This is a genomic window from Phenylobacterium sp. GW823-FHT02A09 (assembly GCF_058797775.1).
Window position 1 is genome coordinate 250485 of record NZ_JBXAJZ010000004.1, and the last position, 16679, is coordinate 267163.

General features: G+C 67.1%; 17 protein-coding genes and 2 tRNA genes. 11 read left to right on the forward strand and 8 right to left on the reverse strand.

Translation table 11 applies throughout. The features are described from left to right. The first annotated feature begins 75 nt into the window (after positions 1-75). The 3 genes from AC1Q87_RS17820 (at position 76) to AC1Q87_RS17830 (ending at position 2607) form a co-directional block, all read left to right on the forward strand. Positions 76-1311: a dipeptidase gene (locus tag AC1Q87_RS17820; RefSeq protein ID WP_492610176.1), complete on the forward strand. Its 1236-nt coding sequence runs from the start codon at positions 76-78 to the stop codon at positions 1309-1311. Positions 1312-1431: 120 nt separating this feature from the next. Next, positions 1432-1755 carry a hypothetical protein gene (locus AC1Q87_RS17825; protein WP_492610177.1) on the forward strand — a complete coding sequence of 108 codons (324 nt, stop codon included), beginning with the start codon at positions 1432-1434 and terminating at the stop codon, positions 1753-1755. Positions 1756-1797: 42 nt separating this feature from the next. Then, positions 1798-2607 (forward strand): L,D-transpeptidase, encoded by an 810-nt coding sequence (locus AC1Q87_RS17830; RefSeq protein ID WP_492610178.1) that lies wholly within the window; start codon positions 1798-1800, stop codon positions 2605-2607. A gap of 83 nt (positions 2608-2690) precedes the next feature. Here the strand turns inward: AC1Q87_RS17830 and AC1Q87_RS17835 are convergent. Beyond that, a tRNA-Pro gene (locus tag AC1Q87_RS17835) sits at positions 2691-2767 on the reverse strand. 144 nt (positions 2768-2911) lie between these two features. Between AC1Q87_RS17835 and AC1Q87_RS17840 the strand changes: the two genes are divergently transcribed. Together AC1Q87_RS17840 and AC1Q87_RS17845 are read left to right on the forward strand one after the other, a co-directional pair. Next, a tRNA-Gln gene (locus tag AC1Q87_RS17840) sits at positions 2912-2985 on the forward strand. A gap of 161 nt (positions 2986-3146) precedes the next feature. After that, positions 3147-3611 carry a hypothetical protein gene (locus tag AC1Q87_RS17845; RefSeq protein WP_492610179.1) on the forward strand — a complete coding sequence of 155 codons (465 nt, stop codon included), beginning with the start codon at positions 3147-3149 and terminating at the stop codon, positions 3609-3611. A gap of 95 nt (positions 3612-3706) precedes the next feature. On the opposite strand, the gene AC1Q87_RS17850 is transcribed toward AC1Q87_RS17845, so the two are convergent. From AC1Q87_RS17850 to AC1Q87_RS17860, 3 genes are read right to left on the reverse strand one after another with little or no spacing between them, the layout of a single operon-like run. Then, positions 3707-4249 carry a GNAT family N-acetyltransferase gene (locus AC1Q87_RS17850; protein WP_492610614.1) on the reverse strand — a complete coding sequence of 181 codons (543 nt, stop codon included), beginning with the start codon at positions 4247-4249 and terminating at the stop codon, positions 3707-3709. Then, a complete protein-coding gene (locus AC1Q87_RS17855) occupies positions 4249-6330 on the reverse strand; it encodes a S9 family peptidase (RefSeq protein WP_492610180.1) in 2082 nt (693 codons plus the stop codon). Before AC1Q87_RS17855 ends, AC1Q87_RS17850 begins: the two co-directional genes overlap by 1 nt. Before the next feature lie 39 nt (positions 6331-6369). Further along, positions 6370-6855 (reverse strand): peroxiredoxin family protein, encoded by a 486-nt coding sequence (locus AC1Q87_RS17860; RefSeq protein ID WP_492610181.1) that lies wholly within the window; start codon positions 6853-6855, stop codon positions 6370-6372. A gap of 184 nt (positions 6856-7039) precedes the next feature. On the opposite strand from AC1Q87_RS17860, the gene AC1Q87_RS17865 reads away from it, so the two are divergent. Then, a complete protein-coding gene (locus AC1Q87_RS17865) occupies positions 7040-7864 on the forward strand; it encodes a trypsin-like serine peptidase (RefSeq protein WP_492610182.1) in 825 nt (274 codons plus the stop codon). Between the two features lie 61 nt (positions 7865-7925). Here AC1Q87_RS17865 and AC1Q87_RS17870 read toward each other — a convergent pair whose 3' ends face one another. Beyond that, positions 7926-8375, reverse strand: coding sequence for a MaoC family dehydratase (locus AC1Q87_RS17870; RefSeq protein WP_436062492.1), 450 nt, complete (start codon positions 8373-8375; stop codon positions 7926-7928). 102 nt (positions 8376-8477) lie between these two features. On the opposite strand from AC1Q87_RS17870, the gene AC1Q87_RS17875 reads away from it, so the two are divergent. Continuing rightward, the gene (locus tag AC1Q87_RS17875) at positions 8478-10037 is read left to right on the forward strand and encodes an aminoacyl--tRNA ligase-related protein (protein ID WP_492610183.1); all 1560 of its coding nucleotides are present in this window, start codon (positions 8478-8480) and stop codon (positions 10035-10037) included. A 42-nt stretch (positions 10038-10079) separates the two neighbouring features. Here the strand turns inward: AC1Q87_RS17875 and AC1Q87_RS17880 are convergent, their stop codons facing one another. Next, a complete protein-coding gene (locus AC1Q87_RS17880; protein ID WP_492610184.1) occupies positions 10080-11618 on the reverse strand; it encodes an acyl-CoA synthetase in 1539 nt (512 codons plus the stop codon). 140 nt (positions 11619-11758) lie between these two features. Here AC1Q87_RS17880 and AC1Q87_RS17885 point away from each other — a divergent pair, with 140 nt between their 5' ends. The 4 genes from AC1Q87_RS17885 (at position 11759) to mopJ (ending at position 15261) form a co-directional block, all read left to right on the forward strand. Next, positions 11759-12643: a crotonase/enoyl-CoA hydratase family protein gene (locus tag AC1Q87_RS17885; protein WP_492610185.1), complete on the forward strand. Its 885-nt coding sequence runs from the start codon at positions 11759-11761 to the stop codon at positions 12641-12643. A 56-nt stretch (positions 12644-12699) separates the two neighbouring features. Continuing rightward, positions 12700-13911: a DUF2336 domain-containing protein gene (locus AC1Q87_RS17890; RefSeq protein ID WP_492610186.1), complete on the forward strand. Its 1212-nt coding sequence runs from the start codon at positions 12700-12702 to the stop codon at positions 13909-13911. A 221-nt stretch (positions 13912-14132) separates the two neighbouring features. Beyond that, complete coding sequence (locus AC1Q87_RS17895) at positions 14133-14555, forward strand: Ros/MucR family transcriptional regulator (RefSeq protein ID WP_056015959.1); 423 nt, start codon at positions 14133-14135, stop codon at positions 14553-14555. Between the two features lie 214 nt (positions 14556-14769). Beyond that, entirely contained in the window at positions 14770-15261 is a 492-nt protein-coding gene (mopJ, locus tag AC1Q87_RS17900) for a motility/cell cycle regulatory protein MopJ (protein WP_492610187.1), read from the forward strand. A gap of 4 nt (positions 15262-15265) precedes the next feature. Here mopJ and AC1Q87_RS17905 read toward each other — a convergent pair whose 3' ends face one another. Continuing rightward, entirely contained in the window at positions 15266-15691 is a 426-nt protein-coding gene (locus tag AC1Q87_RS17905) for a SufE family protein (RefSeq protein WP_436062484.1), read from the reverse strand. A 59-nt stretch (positions 15692-15750) separates the two neighbouring features. Continuing rightward, complete coding sequence (locus tag AC1Q87_RS17910) at positions 15751-16539, reverse strand: sensor histidine kinase (RefSeq protein WP_492610188.1); 789 nt, start codon at positions 16537-16539, stop codon at positions 15751-15753. Positions 16540-16679: the final 140 nt, after the last annotated feature.

Consider the following 16679-nt stretch of genomic DNA (forward strand, 5'->3'; position numbering starts at 1 on the left):
CAATAATTCCTATCAACATTGTAGGAATGTAGCGGCGGTCGCGCTGGGGCGGCGCCGGTTTCATTGGAGACAACCATGATCTCGAGCGTGCGCTTGGCGCGTCGCACCCTGCTGGCCGCGGGGACGATGCTGACCTTGATGTCGGTTCCCGCCGTCGCCGCGGACGTCACGGCCGTCCACGGGCGGGCCCTGGTCCTCGACGGCCACGTCGACGTACTGCTGCCGGGGACCAACGCGCGCTACTACGCGCCGGACGGCAAGTCCTATACCGAGCTCGACAAGCTCAAGGCCGGCGGCGTCGACGCGCTGGTCTATGCCGTCGCCGTCTCGACCGGGCCGGACACGCCCGAGGGCCATGCCGCCGCTCGCGCGGAGGCCGACGCCAAGCTGGCGGCGATCCGCAAGCTGGCGGCCGACCATCCTGCCGACATCGCCATCGCCTTTTCCGCCGACGATGTGCGCAGGATCGTCGGGCAGGGAAAGATCGCGGTGCTGATCGGCTTCCAGAACGCCTATTCGTTGCAGCCCGACGTCGCCGAGTTCGATCGCCTGAAGGCCGACGGCGTGAGGGTCGCGGCGCTGAACCATGCCGGCAACAACGCCTTTGCGGACTCTTCGCGGCCTCAGCAGGGCAAGGGCGAAGAGCACGGCGGATTGTCGCCGCTGGGCAAGGCGGCGGTCGGGCGGCTGAACGACCTGGGGGTGCTGATCGACGTCTCGCAGCTGACGCCGAAGGGCGTGTTCCAGACGCTGGAGCTGACCCGCACGCCGGTCGTGGCGACCCACTCGGCGGCGCGCAGCCTGGCCGACAACACGCGCAACCTCTCGGACGCCGAGCTCGACGCGATCAAGATCAACGGCGGGCTGGTGCAGGTCGTGCCGTTCAACGCTTATCTGCTGCCCGCGCCGGCCGACTACGCGCCGCGATTGAAGGCGTTGCGGGCCCAGTACGGGCTGGCCGCCGACAAGCCTGGCTACCAGGGGGCGGACGACCTGCCGGCCGAGCGGCGCGACGCCTTCTTCGCCGCCTACCGGGCCCTGTCGCCCCAGGCCACGCTGAAGGACTACGTCGATCACATCGACTACATCGCCAAGCGCATCGGCCCCGACCACGTCGGCGTCGGGACGGACTTCAACCATGGCTCAGGCATTCCCGGCTTCCGGGACGAGGCCGACGCCGCCAACGTGACCGGCGAACTGCTGGCGCGCGGCTATAGCGAGGAGCAGGTCGACGCGATTTGGGGCGGGAACTTTCTGCGCGTGCTGGCGGCGGCCGAAGCGGGCGCTAAGGGACAGTCCAAGGCCGACTAGACAGGGGCGCAGCCGCGGGCGGCATCAGCAGACAAGCGGACGCGAACTAAGGGATTCGCCGGGTATGGGCGCTCAGCAGATTGGGCGACCATTCGTTCTCAACCATAGAGGACGTGCGAAATGGTCCGACTGATGAATCCCTGGGCGAGCGTACGCTTCGCCTCGCTCCTGGCGGTAGGCGGGTTGGCTTTGAGCGGCTGCGCCACAACTGACTATGTCGATCAGCAGATCGCCACGGTGAATGGGCGCATCGACGCTGTCGACGCCAAGGCGACTGACGCTATTCAGCGCGCCGACGCGGCGAACAGCGCGGCCCAGGCCGCTTCCAACGACGCTCGGAACGCCAACCAACGGCTCGACCAGCTGACGGCTCGCGTTGATCGGAACGAGCAGATGGCCGTGCAAGCGGCGTCCGCACGTGCCTCGAAGATGCCGAGAAACTGATCGTCCCAATTTCGACGATCTGCGCCGTCATACGTTCGTTCTTTGCGCCGCCTGTTGCGGCGTTGGGTTGGTGGGACGAATTCCATGCGCGATGCTTTGAAAGCGGTGTTGGCGGCTTGGGCGCTTGGCGTGCTGTCGGTCGGGGTCTCTGCAGCCTCGACCGCGGCCGCCGCTACGCCTGAACATTCCGAGTCGAAGCCGACGCCGGCCTCGAAGGAGGTCGTGCGGCTCGCCGACTGGGTGATCGCTTCGGGTGACTACAACGGTCTGCCGTTCATTATCATCGACAAGGTGTCGGCCGAAGTGTTCGTCTTCGGCGCCGACGGCCGTCTGCGAGGCGTGGCGCCGGCTCTGCTGGGGTTGGCGCGCGGCGACGATTCGGCGCCAGGGATCGGCGAGAAAGAACTTTCTAAGATCCCCCCTGAAGAGCGCACGACGCCTGCCGGCCGATTCGTCGCCAGCTTCGGCGATGAGCAGGGCGACAAGGACATCTTCTGGGTCGACTACGAGACTGCGGTCTCGCTGCACCAGGTGGTGACCAACAATCCGCGGGAGCACCGTCTGCAGCGCCTGGCGTCGCCGGGCACTGACGACAATCGCATTACGTTCGGCTGCATCAACGTGCCGGTCGAGTTCTATCAGAAGATCGTGCTGCCGACCTTCACCGGCACCAAGGGCGTGGTCTACGTGCTGCCCGAAACGCGCCCGCTGGAGCAGGTCTTCCTGGACTTCCAGCCGCAGGACGATTCGCGCTCGCAGCTGGCCGCCACCAGCGCGCCGGGCGTCGACGCGTCCGACACCGTCGCCGGCGGGCCGACGAACGTCTTTCCGTACTCGAACGCACATCGTTGAGGAGGGCGAAGCGCGCCTGGCGCTTGCGTCACGGCGTCCCACCGCCGTGCTCTAAATCCGCCCTCGGGATGGGCGGGAAAAAATGGTCGGAGTGGCAGGATTCGAACCTGCGACCCCCGCGTCCCGAACGCGGTGCTCTACCAGACTGAGCCACACTCCGACTTGGGAGGGCGCCTTATAGAGGCGATCGTTCTGCACCGCAAGCGGGTCAGAAAGACCTTTTTTGGGGCGTTGCATCCGGCGAACTGTTGGGCTATCTCCACGCCCTCGCCGCGGGGGACATATCCTCCGTAGCCGTTCCTGCTGGGGAATGGTGTAATGGTAACACTGCGGTTTTTGGTACCGTCATTCTAGGTTCGAGTCCTAGTTCCCCAGCCATCTCTCCCTAAAATTCAGAGACATCCGCCGCGACAGCGTGTCCCCACTTGGCGCGCCGCTTCAGTAGCGTCGGCCCGGCGGTTGCTCGTCCCTTCCATTTGCACGGCGAAGCTGTAGCGTCCGCACAAGTTGGGAGGGGGGCGACGATGAAGGTTGTGATCGTGGCGGGCGCGATCGTGCTGTCGCCGGCCATAGCGCAGGCCGCAAATCTGGACCTGCTCTGCGAAGGCGCGGCCCTCGTGACGTCGACCGAGACGAGCAAGATCGACACCGGGATCAGCAACGGCTTCGGCGCCAACCGCAAGATGACCATGGAGACGGAGAGCGTGCGCAGCATCGACCGTTCAGTGGCCATCCGAATCCGCGACGACGGCACTGGCGATGCGAAGTTGCCGGGCTGGGGCATGCCGCTCTGGGTCACAAAGAGCGAGGACGGGTGGCGTCCCCTGACCGAGCTCGTCGTCGCCGATGACCAGATCACCGGCAGCTTTTCGCTCAACGCCATCAACAACCCGTCGTTCGAGATCAATCGAAAGACCGGCAAGATGACGCTTCGGGCTCGCGGCGTCCGCTTCAGCGGCGAGTGTGCGAAGGGGCCCGACAAAGATGCGCCGAACAAGTTCTGACGCTTGCGCAGGCGCGCGCCGCAAGTGAGAGCCGGCCTAGGAGCTCCAGGCCGGCGCCCTACGCGGGCCGCCCCGTAACCGCTCCTGGGGGCGCTCTAGGCCCCGCCCAGGACCATTCCGGCCGCGTCGGGCGCGCTGGCGTCGCCGCCGTTCAGCGCCTTGCGCATCCAGACGATGTCGACCCAGCGGCCCTTCTTCCAGCCGAAGCTCTTGCCGACGCCGGCGTGCTCGAATCCGAGCGCCTTATGCAGGCCGATCGAACCCGCGTTCTCGGAGTCGCCGATCACCGCGACCACCTGGCGTATGCCGAACTCTTCGCAGGCCTCAATGACCGCGCCCAGCACCGCCTTGCCGACGCCGCGGCCCAGCGCGTCGGGCGCGATGTAGACGCTGTCCTCGACCGTGTAGCGATAGGCCGCGCGCGGCCGGAACGGGCCGGCATAGGCGAAGCCCAGCACGCGGCCGGCGTCCTCGGCGACCAGATAGGGCAGGCCGCGCTCGACGATCGCCTGACGGCGGGCCGCCATGTCCTGAATGGTCGGCGGGACCTCTTCGAACGTGCCGAAGCCGTTCAGCACGTGGTGGCCGTAGATCTCGGCCAGCGCCGTGGCGTCTTCCGTCGTCGAAGCCCTGACGATCACTGTTCCCAACCCCGTTCCTGCGCCCAGATTGCAAAGGCGTAGTCGAGCGCGATCTCCTTGAGGAAGTCGAAACGGCCGGAGGCGCCGCCGTGGCCGGCTTCCATGTTGATCTTGAGCAGGATGGGGGCGTCGCCCGTCGTGTTGTCGCGCAGCCTGGCGACCCACTTCTGCGGCTCCCAGTAGGTGACACGCGGATCGCTGAGCCCGCCCGTCGCCAGGATCGGCGGATAGGGCTGGGCCGCGACCTGGTCGTAGGGACTGTAGCTCGCAATGCGGTCGTAGGCGTCGGCGTCCTCCAACGGATTGCCCCATTCGGGCCATTCCGGCGGGGTCAGCGGCAGGGTGGTGTCGCTCATGGTGTTGAGCACGTCGACGAACGGCACGGCGGCGATGATGCCGCTCCAGAGGTCCGGGCGCATGTTGACCACGGCGCCCATCAGCATGCCGCCGGCCGAGCCGCCATAGGCGACCATCCGCCCGGCCTTGCCGTAGCCGTTGGCGCTCAAGTGCTCGGCGCAGGCGATGAAGTCGGTGAAGGTGTTGGTCTTCTTCTCCTTGCGGCCGTCGAGGAACCAGCCCCAGCCCTTGTCCGAGCCGCCGCGGATATGCGCCACCGCCCAGATCCAGCCGCGGTCCACGAGGCTGAGGTTGCGGATCGAAAAGGTCGGCTCCATCGCGTGGCCGTAGGAGCCGTAGCCGTAGAGCAGCAGCGGCGCGGAGCCGTCGAGCGGGGTGTCCTTCAGCATCAACACCGTGACCGGCACCTGCGCCCCGTCCGGAGCGGTGGCGTAGAGGCGGCGCGCGACATAGCGGGCGGGATCGTGGCCGGAGGGGATCTCCTGGGTCTTGCGCAGCGTCCGCTCACGGCTGGCCATGTCGTAGTCGAACCACTGCCGCGGCGTGGTCGGCGACTGGTAGACGAAGCGGGTCAGCGTGGTGTCGTACTCCAGCCCGCCTTCCAGCGAGAGGGCGTAGGCCTCCTCGTCGAAGGCGATCTCGTGGCTGGCGCCGTCACGGGCCATGATCACGATGCGGTCGTTGGCGTTCACCCGCTCCAGCCGCGCCAGGAAGCCGGCGAAGGCCGCAAAGCCGGTGATGAAGCGGCCGGGCTCGTGGGCGACGAAGTCGGTCCAGGTGGCGCGGGAGGGGACCGGCGCGAGCGACTGGACGAGCTTGAAATCCACCGCGTCGTCGGCGTTGGTGCGGATCACCCAGCGGTCCGACCAGTGGTCGAGTTCGTACTTCACGCCTTCCTGGCGCAGTTCGGCGACGATCGGGGCGGCCGTCGGGTCGGCGGCCGGGATGAGCCAAAGCTCGGTGGTCTCCTGGTTGCCGACATGGATCAGCAGGTGGCTGCGGTCCGACGCCAGGCCGACGCCCAGGAACATGCCCTCGTCGGCCTCCTCGTAGACCAACACGTCTTCGCCGCCGCGGGCCGGGCGCCGATAGACCTTTGAGGGGCGGGCGTTCTCGTCGCGCCAGATCCAGAAGAGCCACTCGCTGTCAGGCGAAAAGACGAACGAGCCGTAGGCGCTGTCGATGGCGTGGTCGAGCGTGCCGCCGCTCTCCAGGTCCTTCACGCGGATCGTGTAGTACTCCGAGCCCTGTTCGTCGGCGGCCCAGGCGTAGAGCTTGTGGTCGGGGCTGTGGCTGGCGGCGCCGACCTGGAAGAAAGCCTTGCCCTTGGCCAGGGCGTCTTCGTCCAGCAGCACCTGTTCCTCGCCGCCGCCGCGCGCGCGGCGGCCGTGGACGGGGTGTTCGGCGCCGATCTCGTAGCGGGCGTAGTACTCCCAGGGGCCGTCAGGGGCGGGGACGCTGGAATCGTCCTCCTTGATGCGACCCTTCATCTCGGCGAACAGCTCGGCCTGCAGGGTCTCGGTCTTGTCGAGCAGCGCTTTGGTGTAGGCGTTCTCGGCCTCCAGCTGCTCGCGGATGTCAGCCCGCAGGACCTTGGGGTCGCGCAGCACTTCGCGCCAGTTGTCGTCCTTCATCCAGGCATAGTCGTCGGTGCGGGTGCGCCCGAGCTGTTCGATGACCTTGGGGAGGCGGGCGGCGGCGGGGGGCTTGGGAGCGCTCATGGCAAGCTACATGCGCCGCCGCGGGCCGAGCCTCAAGGCCTAGAGCAGAACCGCGTCCACCGCCGTGCAGGCGAACTCCTCGATGGTGTTCTCGACCGCCAGCTTCTCGATCACCGCGTCCTTGAGGATCATGGTGTAGCGGGCGCTGCGTTCGCCCAGGTGGAAGCTGTCGGCCCGCACGCTGAGGCCGAGCTTGCGGGTCAGTTCGAGATTGCCGTCGGAGAGGAAGCGGATTTTGCGGCCGGGGTCGAGGTCCTGGGCCCAGCGGTCCATGACCCAGGGATCGTTGGGGGTGATGCAGGCCAGCACTTGGAATCCGGCCGATCGCAGCCGCTCGGCGTTGCCGATGAAATCGGGCAGGTGCTTCTGGGCGCAGGTCGGGCTGAAGGCCCCTGGCATGCCCATGAGGATGGCGCGTTTGCCCGCAAACAACCGCTCGGTCGACAGGACCGCCAGCTCGCCGTTCTGGAGTTCTGCAAGGGAGGCCGGGGGGATCCGCAGCCCGGCGACGATACGCTTCAACATGCTCGGCTCAACTCTCCGTGCGAGTCTTGCGCTGGCCTCCCTACTGGCCGCTTAATTGCGCACACGGAGGCGCCGCGCGGCAATCGGGCGCGGTCAAGCGGACTTTCCGCTAACGGCGTTCTTAACTAAGTAACGCTCATCGTCGGGGAGCGTACGAGTTCTTTAGTTTCTAGGGGCGAATGCCTTGGATCTTGCAGTTGAGCTGATACACGCGACCGTCCAGCTGGAGCAGCCGCTGGGCGATGGAACGCGCACGGTGGGCACTGGGTTCCTCATCGCGGAAACAGGCCCCGACGGCGCGCCGCGCACGGTGCTGGTGACCGCCAACCACGTGCTGGCCAAAATGCCGGGCGCTGAGGCGCGGATCGGCTATCGGATTTCCAATCCCGACGGCAGCTGGAGCTACTCGCCCCAGACGCTGAAGATCCGCGACGCCAGCGGCGCGCAGCTTTGGACCAAGCATCCCTCGCGCGATGTCGCGGCGATCTCGATCACCGCGCCCGAAGCCTTCGCCAAGTCCGCCATCCCGATGCAGTGGCTGGCCGGCGACGACACCTTCCAGTCGAACCACATCGGGGCCGGCGACGAGATGATGGCCCTGGGCTTCCCGCGCGGGCTGGCGGCGAACCAGGCGGGCTTCCCGATCCTGCGGTCGGGCCGCGTGGCCTCGTTCCCGGTGGCCCCGGCCCAGGTGTTCCCGACCTTCCTGCTCGACTTCACGGTGTTCCCGGGCAATTCGGGCGGCCCGGTCTTTATGTCGCAGGCGGCCCATCGCCGGGTCGGCGGCGCCGACGCCGGCCAGGACGTTCAGTTCATCGCCGGCCTGCTGACCCAGCAGGTCGAGCTGAACAACGAACGGCTTGAAATCGGCATTGTCACCCACGCCAAGTTCATCCGCGAGACGATGGCGCTCATGGACGACCCGCATGCGCCGATCACGGTCGCCCGGGCCGAGACGATGACCGGCGCGCGCGCCGCTTCGGCCGAGGAAGCGGTCTCGCCGCAATGAAAATCGCCGCCCGTCGCGATGACGGGCGGCGTTCTCATGTTCTGACGATCAGTCGGAGCGCTTAGGCGCCGTAGACCACCGAGATGGTCTCGGCGATGCAGGCGGGCTTGGTCTCGCCTTCGATCTCGATCGTGCACTCGTTCTTCAGCTGCATGCCGCCGGCCTTGGCTTCGGCGCCGATCAGCTTCTGGCGCATCCGCACGCGCTTGCCGACGCGGACCATGTTGATGAAGCGAACCTTGTCCGAGCCGTAGTTGATGCCGCGGGTCACGCCCTTGATCGGCAGCATGCCGGCGCCCAGGAACGGGATCAACGACAGGGTCAGGTAGCCGTGGGCGATCGGGCCGCCGATTTCCTTGGTGGCCCGTTCCACGTCGACGTGGATCCACTGATGGTCGCCGGTGGCTTCGGCGAATTGGTTCACTCGCTCTTGGGTGATTTCGACCCAGTCCGACACGCCGACTTCCTGACCGACCAGGCCGGCCAGATCCTTGAACTCCACCGGGTTCATCGTTTGCTCCCAAATCAATTGAAACAGATGTTCGAGGTCTAGCACCTGTCTGGGCGCTCGCAACGCCTTTACGCCGCCGCCAGGGACATTAAAGAGCGCCGTATGCAACGAGCTCTCAGCGTCAGCCGGATGACCGGCAACAAGTCGACCTTCCCCGACTGGTACCAGGCGATCGTCCGCGAGGCGGACATGGCTGAGTCCAGCCCTGTGCGCGGCTCCATGATCATCAAGCCGTGGGGCTATGGCGTCTGGGAACGGATCCAGCAGACCATGGACCGGCGGATCAAGGAGATGGGCGTCGACAACGCCTACTTCCCGCTGTTCATCCCGCTGGGCTTCTTCGCCAAGGAGGCCGAGCACGTCGACGGCTTCGCCAAGGAAATGGCGGTGGTGACCCACCACCGGCTGAAAAGCATCGACGGCAAGCTGCAGCCCGATCCGGACGCCAAGCTGGAAGAGCCGCTGATCGTCCGTCCGACGTCGGAAACGATCATCGGCGACGCCTTCTCGCGCTGGGTGAAGAGCTATCGGGACCTGCCGCTGAAGATCAACCAATGGGCCAACGTGGTCCGTTGGGAGATGCGCACGCGCCTGTTCCTGCGCACCTCGGAGTTCCTCTGGCAGGAGGGCCACACCGCCCACGCCACGCGTGAGGACGCGCTGGCCTCGACCCTGCTGGCGCTGGAGATGTACCGGGAGTTCTCCGAGAACGTCCTGGCCATGCCGGTGGTCGCCGGCGAGAAGCCTGAGAACGAGCGCTTCCCCGGCGCGGACGCGACCTATTCGATCGAAGCCATGATGCAGGACGGCAAGGCCCTGCAGGCCGGCACGTCGCACTATCTGGGCACCAGCTTCTCGCGGGCCCAGAACATCCGCTACCAGAGCGACAGCGGCGAGGTGGAGTTCTGCCACACCTCCAGCTGGGGCACGTCGACCCGCATGATCGGCGGCGTGATCATGACCCACGGCGACGACGACGGCCTGCGCCTGCCGCCGGCCATCGCGCCGCGCCAGATCGTCATCGTGCCGATGTTGCGCGGCAAGGAAGAGGACGCCCAGGTCCTGGCCTTCGCCGAGGCGCTGGTGAAGGACCTGAACGCCCAGGTCGCGCTCGGCGAGCCGATCCGCGCGCTGCTGGACGTCAAGGACCAGAAGTCGAGCGACAAGCGCTGGAACTGGGTGCGCCGCGGCGCGCCGGTGATCGTCGAGCTCGGTCCGCGCGACGCGGCCGGCGGTCAGGTCAGCTTCATGCGCCGCGATCGCCTGCGCGACGGCGACAAGGTGAAGTCCCAGGCCCTGGCGCGTGACGAGTTCGTCGCCCAGGCTCCGGCGCTGCTGGCCGAGATCCAGCAGTCGCTGTTCGACGAGGCCAAGGCCCGCCTGGACGCCAACATCCGCAGCGATCTGACCAGCTTCGAGCAGGTCGCCGAGTACTTCGGCCAGCTTTCGGACGAGGACGAGGAAACTTCGGCCTTCAAGGGCTGGGTGCGCGCCTCGTGGAGCCGCCCGACGGGCGCGGAACTCGACAAGGTCGTCGAGCGCCTCAAGGCGCTGAAGCTGACCCTGCGCAACGCGCCGAGTCAGCAGCCGGCGAACTTCGGTCCGTGCGTCTTCACCGGCGCGCCGGGCGTCGAGGAAATCCTGATCGGCCGTTCCTACTGACGAAGAGGCCGCCGCCCCGACAGGCGCGGCGGCCGTCTTACGCTAGACGATCCGCGAGCCTTCCTTGCCCCAGTAGGCGTCGCGGATCAGGCGCTTGTAGAGCTTGCCGGTCGGGTGACGCGGCAGCTCCTGCATGAAGTCGATCACGCGCGGCGACTTCACATGGCTGAGGTTGGCGCGGCAGAAGGCGGCGAGCTCGGCCTTCAAGTCTTCGCCCGCGGCGCTCCAGTCCATCGGCTGGATCACTGCGATGACCTGTTCGCCCATCTCCTCGTGCGGGCCGCCGACCACGGCGGCGTCGGCCACCTTGGGGTGGGTGATCAGCAGGTTCTCGAGCTCCTGCGGATAGATGTTCACCCCGCCCGAAATGATCATGAAGCTCTTGCGGTCGGTCAGATAAAGGAAGCCTTCCTCATCGACCCAGCCCACGTCGCCAAGGGTCGTCCAGCCGTACTTGTTGGTGTTCTCGGCGATCTTCTCGGGGGCGTTGTGGTAGCTGAGCGGCGTGCCGCCGCCGAAGTAGACCGTGCCTTCGGTGCGGGCCGGAACCTCCTCGCCGTCCTCGCCGACGATGTGCAGCTCGGCGGTGGTGGCCTTGCCGACCGAGCCCTTGTGGGTCAGCCAGTCGTGCGGGCCGATGTAGCAGAAGCCGTTGCCCTCGCTGCCGGCGTAGTACTCGTGGATCACCGGGCCCCACCAGGCCATCATCTGCTCCTTGACCGGGATCGGGCAGGGGGCGGCGGCGTGCACGGCCGAGCGCATCGACGAGACGTCGTACTTGGCGCGCACGTCGGCCGGCAGCTTCAGCATCCGCACGAAGTGGGTCGGCACGAACTGGCCGACATCGACCTTGTACTTCTCGATCAGGCCGAGGGCGTCTTCCGGATCGAACTTCTCCATCACCACGACGGTGCCGCCCAGGCGGTGGACGCTCATGCACCAGCGCAGCGGCGCGGCGTGATAGAGCGGCGCCGGCGAGAGATAGACGCTGTCGTTCTGGAAGCCGAACAGCCCCTGCGCCATCATCGCCAGCGGGCTGGGCGCATCGATCGGGGCCCCGGTCAGCGGCGGCTTGATGCCCTTCGGGCGACCGGTGGTGCCAGAGGAGTAGAGCATGTCGGTGCCGGCGCTCCCGTCGGCGATGGGCGTGGCCGGCTGCACATCGCGCGCAGCTTCGAAGCTCTCGTAGGGCGCGCGCGGCTGGCCGACCATGAACAGCTTCACGCCCGGAAGGAGAGGCGGCAGTTCGTCGACCACGGACCCGACGCCGGTCGAGGTGACCAGCACCTTCGCCTCACAGTCCTTCATGATGTACTCGATCTCGCCGGCGGTCAGCTTCGACGAGATGCAGGCGAAATAGAGCCCGGCGCGTTGTGCGGCCCAGGCGATCTCGAAGAATCGCGGGTGGTTCTCCATCAGGATGGCGATGACGTCGCCGGTCTTCAGGCCCAGCGAGCGGAAGAGCTGAGCGCCCTGGTTCGAGCGTTCGTCGAGCTGCTTGTAGGTCACGGTCTCGCCGGATCCGGCCATGACGAAGGCGGCGCGGTCGGGGTGGGTCTGGGCGTGGCTGGCCGGATGCATGAACTCTTCCTTGCGGCGGCCGGACGCTCTCTGGCGCCTCGACCGTCCTCCCAAAGTTATCGTTGTTAAGGCGAGTATGCGGGCCTTGACGGACCGTCCGTCAAGCGGGGCGGAGTAGACGAAATTTCAGGGAGGATCAGATGGCCACGCACAGTTTCGAGACCCTCGGCTACGGCGTCGAGGATGGGGTGGCGACGATCACCCTGAACCGCCCGGACAAGCTCAACGCCTTCAATACCCAGATGATGAAGGACCTGATCGCGGCGTTCGATGTGACGGACGGCGACGATGCGGTGAAGGCGGTGATCGTCACCGGCGCGGGGCGCGCCTTCTGCGCCGGCGCCGACCTCTCGGCCGGCGGCGAGACCTTCGACTACGACAAGCGCGGCGGCGAGGATCGGGCGGCGCGGACCCGCGAGGGCGTCCAGCGCGACGGCGGCGGCCTGGTCTCGCTGCGCATCTACGACAGCCTCAAGCCGGTGATCGGGGCGATCAACGGGCCGGCGGTGGGCGTGGGCGTCACCATGCAACTGCCGATGGACATTCGGATGGCCTCGACCGACGCCCGCTTCGGACTGGTGTTCGCCCGCCGCGGCCTGAACCCGGAAGCGGCCTCGTCTTGGTTCCTGCCGCGCCTGGTCGGCGTCCAGACGGCGTTGGAGTGGTGCTACACCGGCCGCGTGTTCCCGGCGCAGGAAGCCTTCGACCGCGGATTGGTGCGCTCGCTGCATGCGCCGGACGACCTGCTGCCGGCGGCCAGGGCCCTGGCCAAGGAGATCGTCGAGAACACCGCCCCGGTCTCGATCGCCCTGACGCGGCAACTGCTGTGGCGGATGGCCGGAGCGTCGCATCCGATGGAGGCGCACCGCGCCGACAGCCGCGGCATCCAGACCCGCGGCGCGATGGCCGATGCCCGCGAGGGCGTCATGTCGTTCCTCGAAAAGCGGCCGCCGTCGTTCCCGAACAAGGTCTCCAGCGACCTGCCCGACATTTGGGAGCACTGGTCGGCGCCGACCTTCAAGTGAACACACGGTTAAGCGCAATGTGATTCGATAGCGGCAGGTATTCGTTCGGACCTTGCATGAACCTGCCGACGCTGATGACCGAGCTAGACGCCCCGCCCGCCTCGCGGGCGCGGGCGAACTTGCTCAAGCGGCTGGCGGACGTCGTCTGCCTGCCGATCTCGCGCATCAACGCCTTCGAGCGGGCGATGACCGCCGACTTGCTGGCCGACATGCTGCGCGAGGCCGAGCCGGTCGAGCGCAAGAAGGTGGCGCGCCGGATCTCCGGACTGACCGAGATCCCCGCCGGCCTGGCGCGGCTGCTGCTGCGCGACGAGGTCGACATCGCCGAGGAGCTGCTGCTCAACGCCGCGACCCTGTCGGACGCCGATCTGCTCGACTGCGCCCGGCTGATGAACCTCGAGCACCGGCGACTCATCGCGCTGCGGCGCGGGGTCAGCGAAGTCGTCTGCGACGTGCTGATCGAGTTCGGCGAGGTGCTGGTCCTCGAATGCCTGCTCAAGAACGACGAGGCGAGGTTCTCGACGGGCGGCATCGAGGCGGTGGTCGCGTTGACCCGCGGCGACCCGCGGCTGACGACGATGCTGCTGCGGCGCCCCGAGCTGCGCCCGGCGCACGCCTACGTGCTGTTCTGGTGGGCCGACGCCGAGGCGCGGCGGGTGATCCTCCAGCGCTTCGCGGTGTCTCGTGAAGTCCTGCAGGACGCGACGAGCGATATCTTCGCCATGGCGGCGGCCGAGCGCTGGCAGGATTCGCTGTCGCGCAAGGCGCTGCAGTTCATCGAACGCCGGCAGCGCAACCGCGCGGCTGTCGAGCGCAGCCCCTATGACAACCTGGAGGCGGCGATCACCGCGGCCGCCGACGGCGTGACGCGCGAGGTCGCCGAGGAAATTTCCTACCTGTCCGGCCTCAAGCCGATGACCGGCGCCAAGATTTTCACCGACGCCGGCGGCGAGCCGCTGGCGATCCTCTGCAAGGCCACCGGCCTGCCGAAGGCGGCGATCCGCGCGCTTTGGCGCGGGCTCAAGCGCGACGAGACCGAGGCCGACGGCGCGCCGTCCGGCGCTTTGGAGCGCGCTTTACTGGTCTACGACATGATTGCGGTGGACCGTGCGCAGACCGTGCTCAGGTATTGGAACTGGTCTCTGACCTCTGCGCTCACACCAGCTCTGCTGCGCGCCATACGCGACGGCGACGAAGACGGCTTCGACGAATACTCAGGTCCGCAGAAGGCCGCCATGCTGGCGTTTTCCAAGGACTTTGGCCGCTAATCACTACAGGTTGCGACGCATTGCCGCGTCGCAATAGTAGGTATTGCACAACCGATCGGTGCACCGCGACGCTTAGACTTAACGATAAGCGTGTTCCTAGAAGAACAGCAACGTATTGTATGCTTGTGCTTCAGTTGGGTTCCAGATATCAACGCGTCCACTGATGTCGTGAATCAGTCATCCCCCAACTTGGTGCACCCGCACTCACGGAACCGAGAAATATGGACGAGAAGTCGGAAGTCATTGAGATGACGGCGGATATTGTTTCCGCTTATGTCGGGAACAATTCGGTGGCTGCTGCCGACCTCCCGAACCTTATCCAGAGTGTCCATCGGGCGCTGGCCGGCATTTCCACCGGTTCCGACGTGCAGGAAGTGGCTCCTAAGGAGCCGGCCGTGCCCGTGCGCCGGTCGATCACGCCTGATCATCTGGTCTGTCTGGAAGACGGCCGGAAGTTCAAATCGCTCAAGCGCCACCTGCGCACCAAGTACAACATGAGCCCGGAAGAGTACCGCGCGAAGTGGGGCCTTCCGAAGGACTACCCGATGGTTGCGCCGAACTACGCCAAGGCGCGCTCGGACCTGGCCAAGCAGATGGGCCTGGGGCAGGGCGGCCGGCAGGCCCCGCGCAAGCGCTCCAAGTAAGCGTTTCGCCAAGACGGACTACCGAACGCCCGCCCTCACCGGCGGGCGTTTTTCATGGCGCATGAAGCCGGTGCGTCCCCGCGCCACGGTCAAGCTCCGCCACCTTTCGGCCCGATTTCTTTCCGCGCGATTAGGATTTCCCCTTGCCGGAGAATCACCCTCTGGGCGATAAGTGATTCGTCGTGATTCCAAGGGGTTGTTAAGGAATCTGAATATGGCCGCACAGATGGGGGCTTCAGCGGCGGCCGCGCGCGCACACGAGGAACTGTACGCCTATTGGGCCGGATTGCGGCGCAGCGGGCGTCTGCCGGGGCGCGACGACATCCACCCGGACGACTTCAAGCGCCTGCTGCCGACCATCAGCCTGATCGACGTCCGCCGCGACCCGTTGGAGTTCCGCCTGCGCCTGGCCGGCACCGGGCTCTACGGCGTCTATGGCCGCGAGATCACCGGCCGGACCCTGCCTGAAGCCTACAGCGCCAACGCCGCCGACTATTGGCGCCGCGAGCTGACCAAGGTGGTCGAAGAGCGCCGCCCCTCGGTGGGCGTGCACAGCCTGGCTTGGCGCGGAGCGGCGCACATCTCGATCCTGTGGCTGCGGTTGCCGCTGGCCTCGAACGGCGCCGATGTCGACATGATCCTCGGCTATGACGCCGTGGTCGGCGTCCAGGGCGACACGGTTTCCAGCGGCATCCGCGCCGCCTGAACCGTCACGCGGCGGTCAGCGCTTCGGCGTCGCGGTGGATCCGGGCGGCCATCGAGGCGAGACCGTTGGAGCGCTGGGCCGAAAGATGGCCGGCCAGTCCCAGTCGGTCGAAAGCAGACTTCACGTCGAAGGCGACGATCTCGTCCGGTCTCCGGCCGGAAAACAACCGCAGCAGAACCGCGATCAGGCCCCGCACGATGTGGGCGTCGGAATCTCCACGGAAAGTCACCGCGCCATCGGCCTGGGGCTCGGTCACCAGCCAGACCTGGCTGGCGCAGCCGCGCACCTTGTTGGCGTCGCTGCGCTCAGCGTCCGATAGCGGCGCCAGCTCGCGGCCCAGATCGATGACGTAGCGATAGCGCTCTTCCCAGTCGCCAAGGAGGTCGAACTCTTCGACCAGGTCGGCCAGGGCGTTGTCGATCGTGCTCATAGCAATGGCGACTTAGGCGCCGGGGCGCGCTTGTGCAACGGCTTTCGCCGTCAGATCGCCTAGCCGCCGGGCAACCGGACGCGGGCGGTCAGCCCTTGGCCGGGCGCCGAGCTCAACTGCAGGCGGCCGCCCATGGCGGTGCACAGCAGTTCGACGATCGGCAGTCCCAGACCGGCCCCCTCGCTGCGCCGGGTCAGCGCATTCTCGCCCTGTTCGAACGGCCGCAGCAGGCGGGGAATGTCCTGCGGGTCGACGCCGGGGCCATCGTCGACGACGGCGATCTCCACATGTTCGCCGGCGCGGGTGGCGTAGACGCGCACGACCGCGCGATCCGGAGAGAAGATCACCGCGTTCTGGATCAGGTTGCTGAGCAGGTTGCGTAGCCCGCGGGCGTCGGCGGTGACCGACGGCAAGGCGCCGCGCTGCAGAACGATCACCTCGACGCCGCGCGGGCCGGTGTCCTCGCGCAGGCCGTCGAGCACGTCGTCGAGCGCGTGATCGAGCGACTCTGGACGCAGGTCGAAATCCATGGCCCCGCCTTCTAGCCGGGCGATCTCGAGCACCTGGTTCACCAGCCGCAGCAGACGTGCGCCGCTGGTGTGGATGATGCTCGCATATTCCTTGTACTGCGGGGCGCCGAGCGGGCCGTAGAGCTCGGACTGCAGGATCTCCGAGAAGCCGAGGATCGAGTTCAGGGGCGTGCGCAGTTCATGGCTGGCCATGCGCAGGAACGAGCGCTTGGCTTCGTCGGCGATGACGTCCCGGCGTTGGCGCGCGGCCGCTCGGGCGTCCGGCTCAGGGGCCGAGGCCCGAGACGCGTCGGGCGGAAGATAAGCCGCATGGGCCATGTGCAAACTCTACGAGCCTCGCGCTCCGGTACTGAGCGGAGCCTAGCCAGCCCGCGCTTACGATTTGGTTTCGACGGCCGGGGGCCTCGCCGGACTATGTACCCAACTCGGGTCGCCCGCGGCGCGAGCGGCCTCGCAGG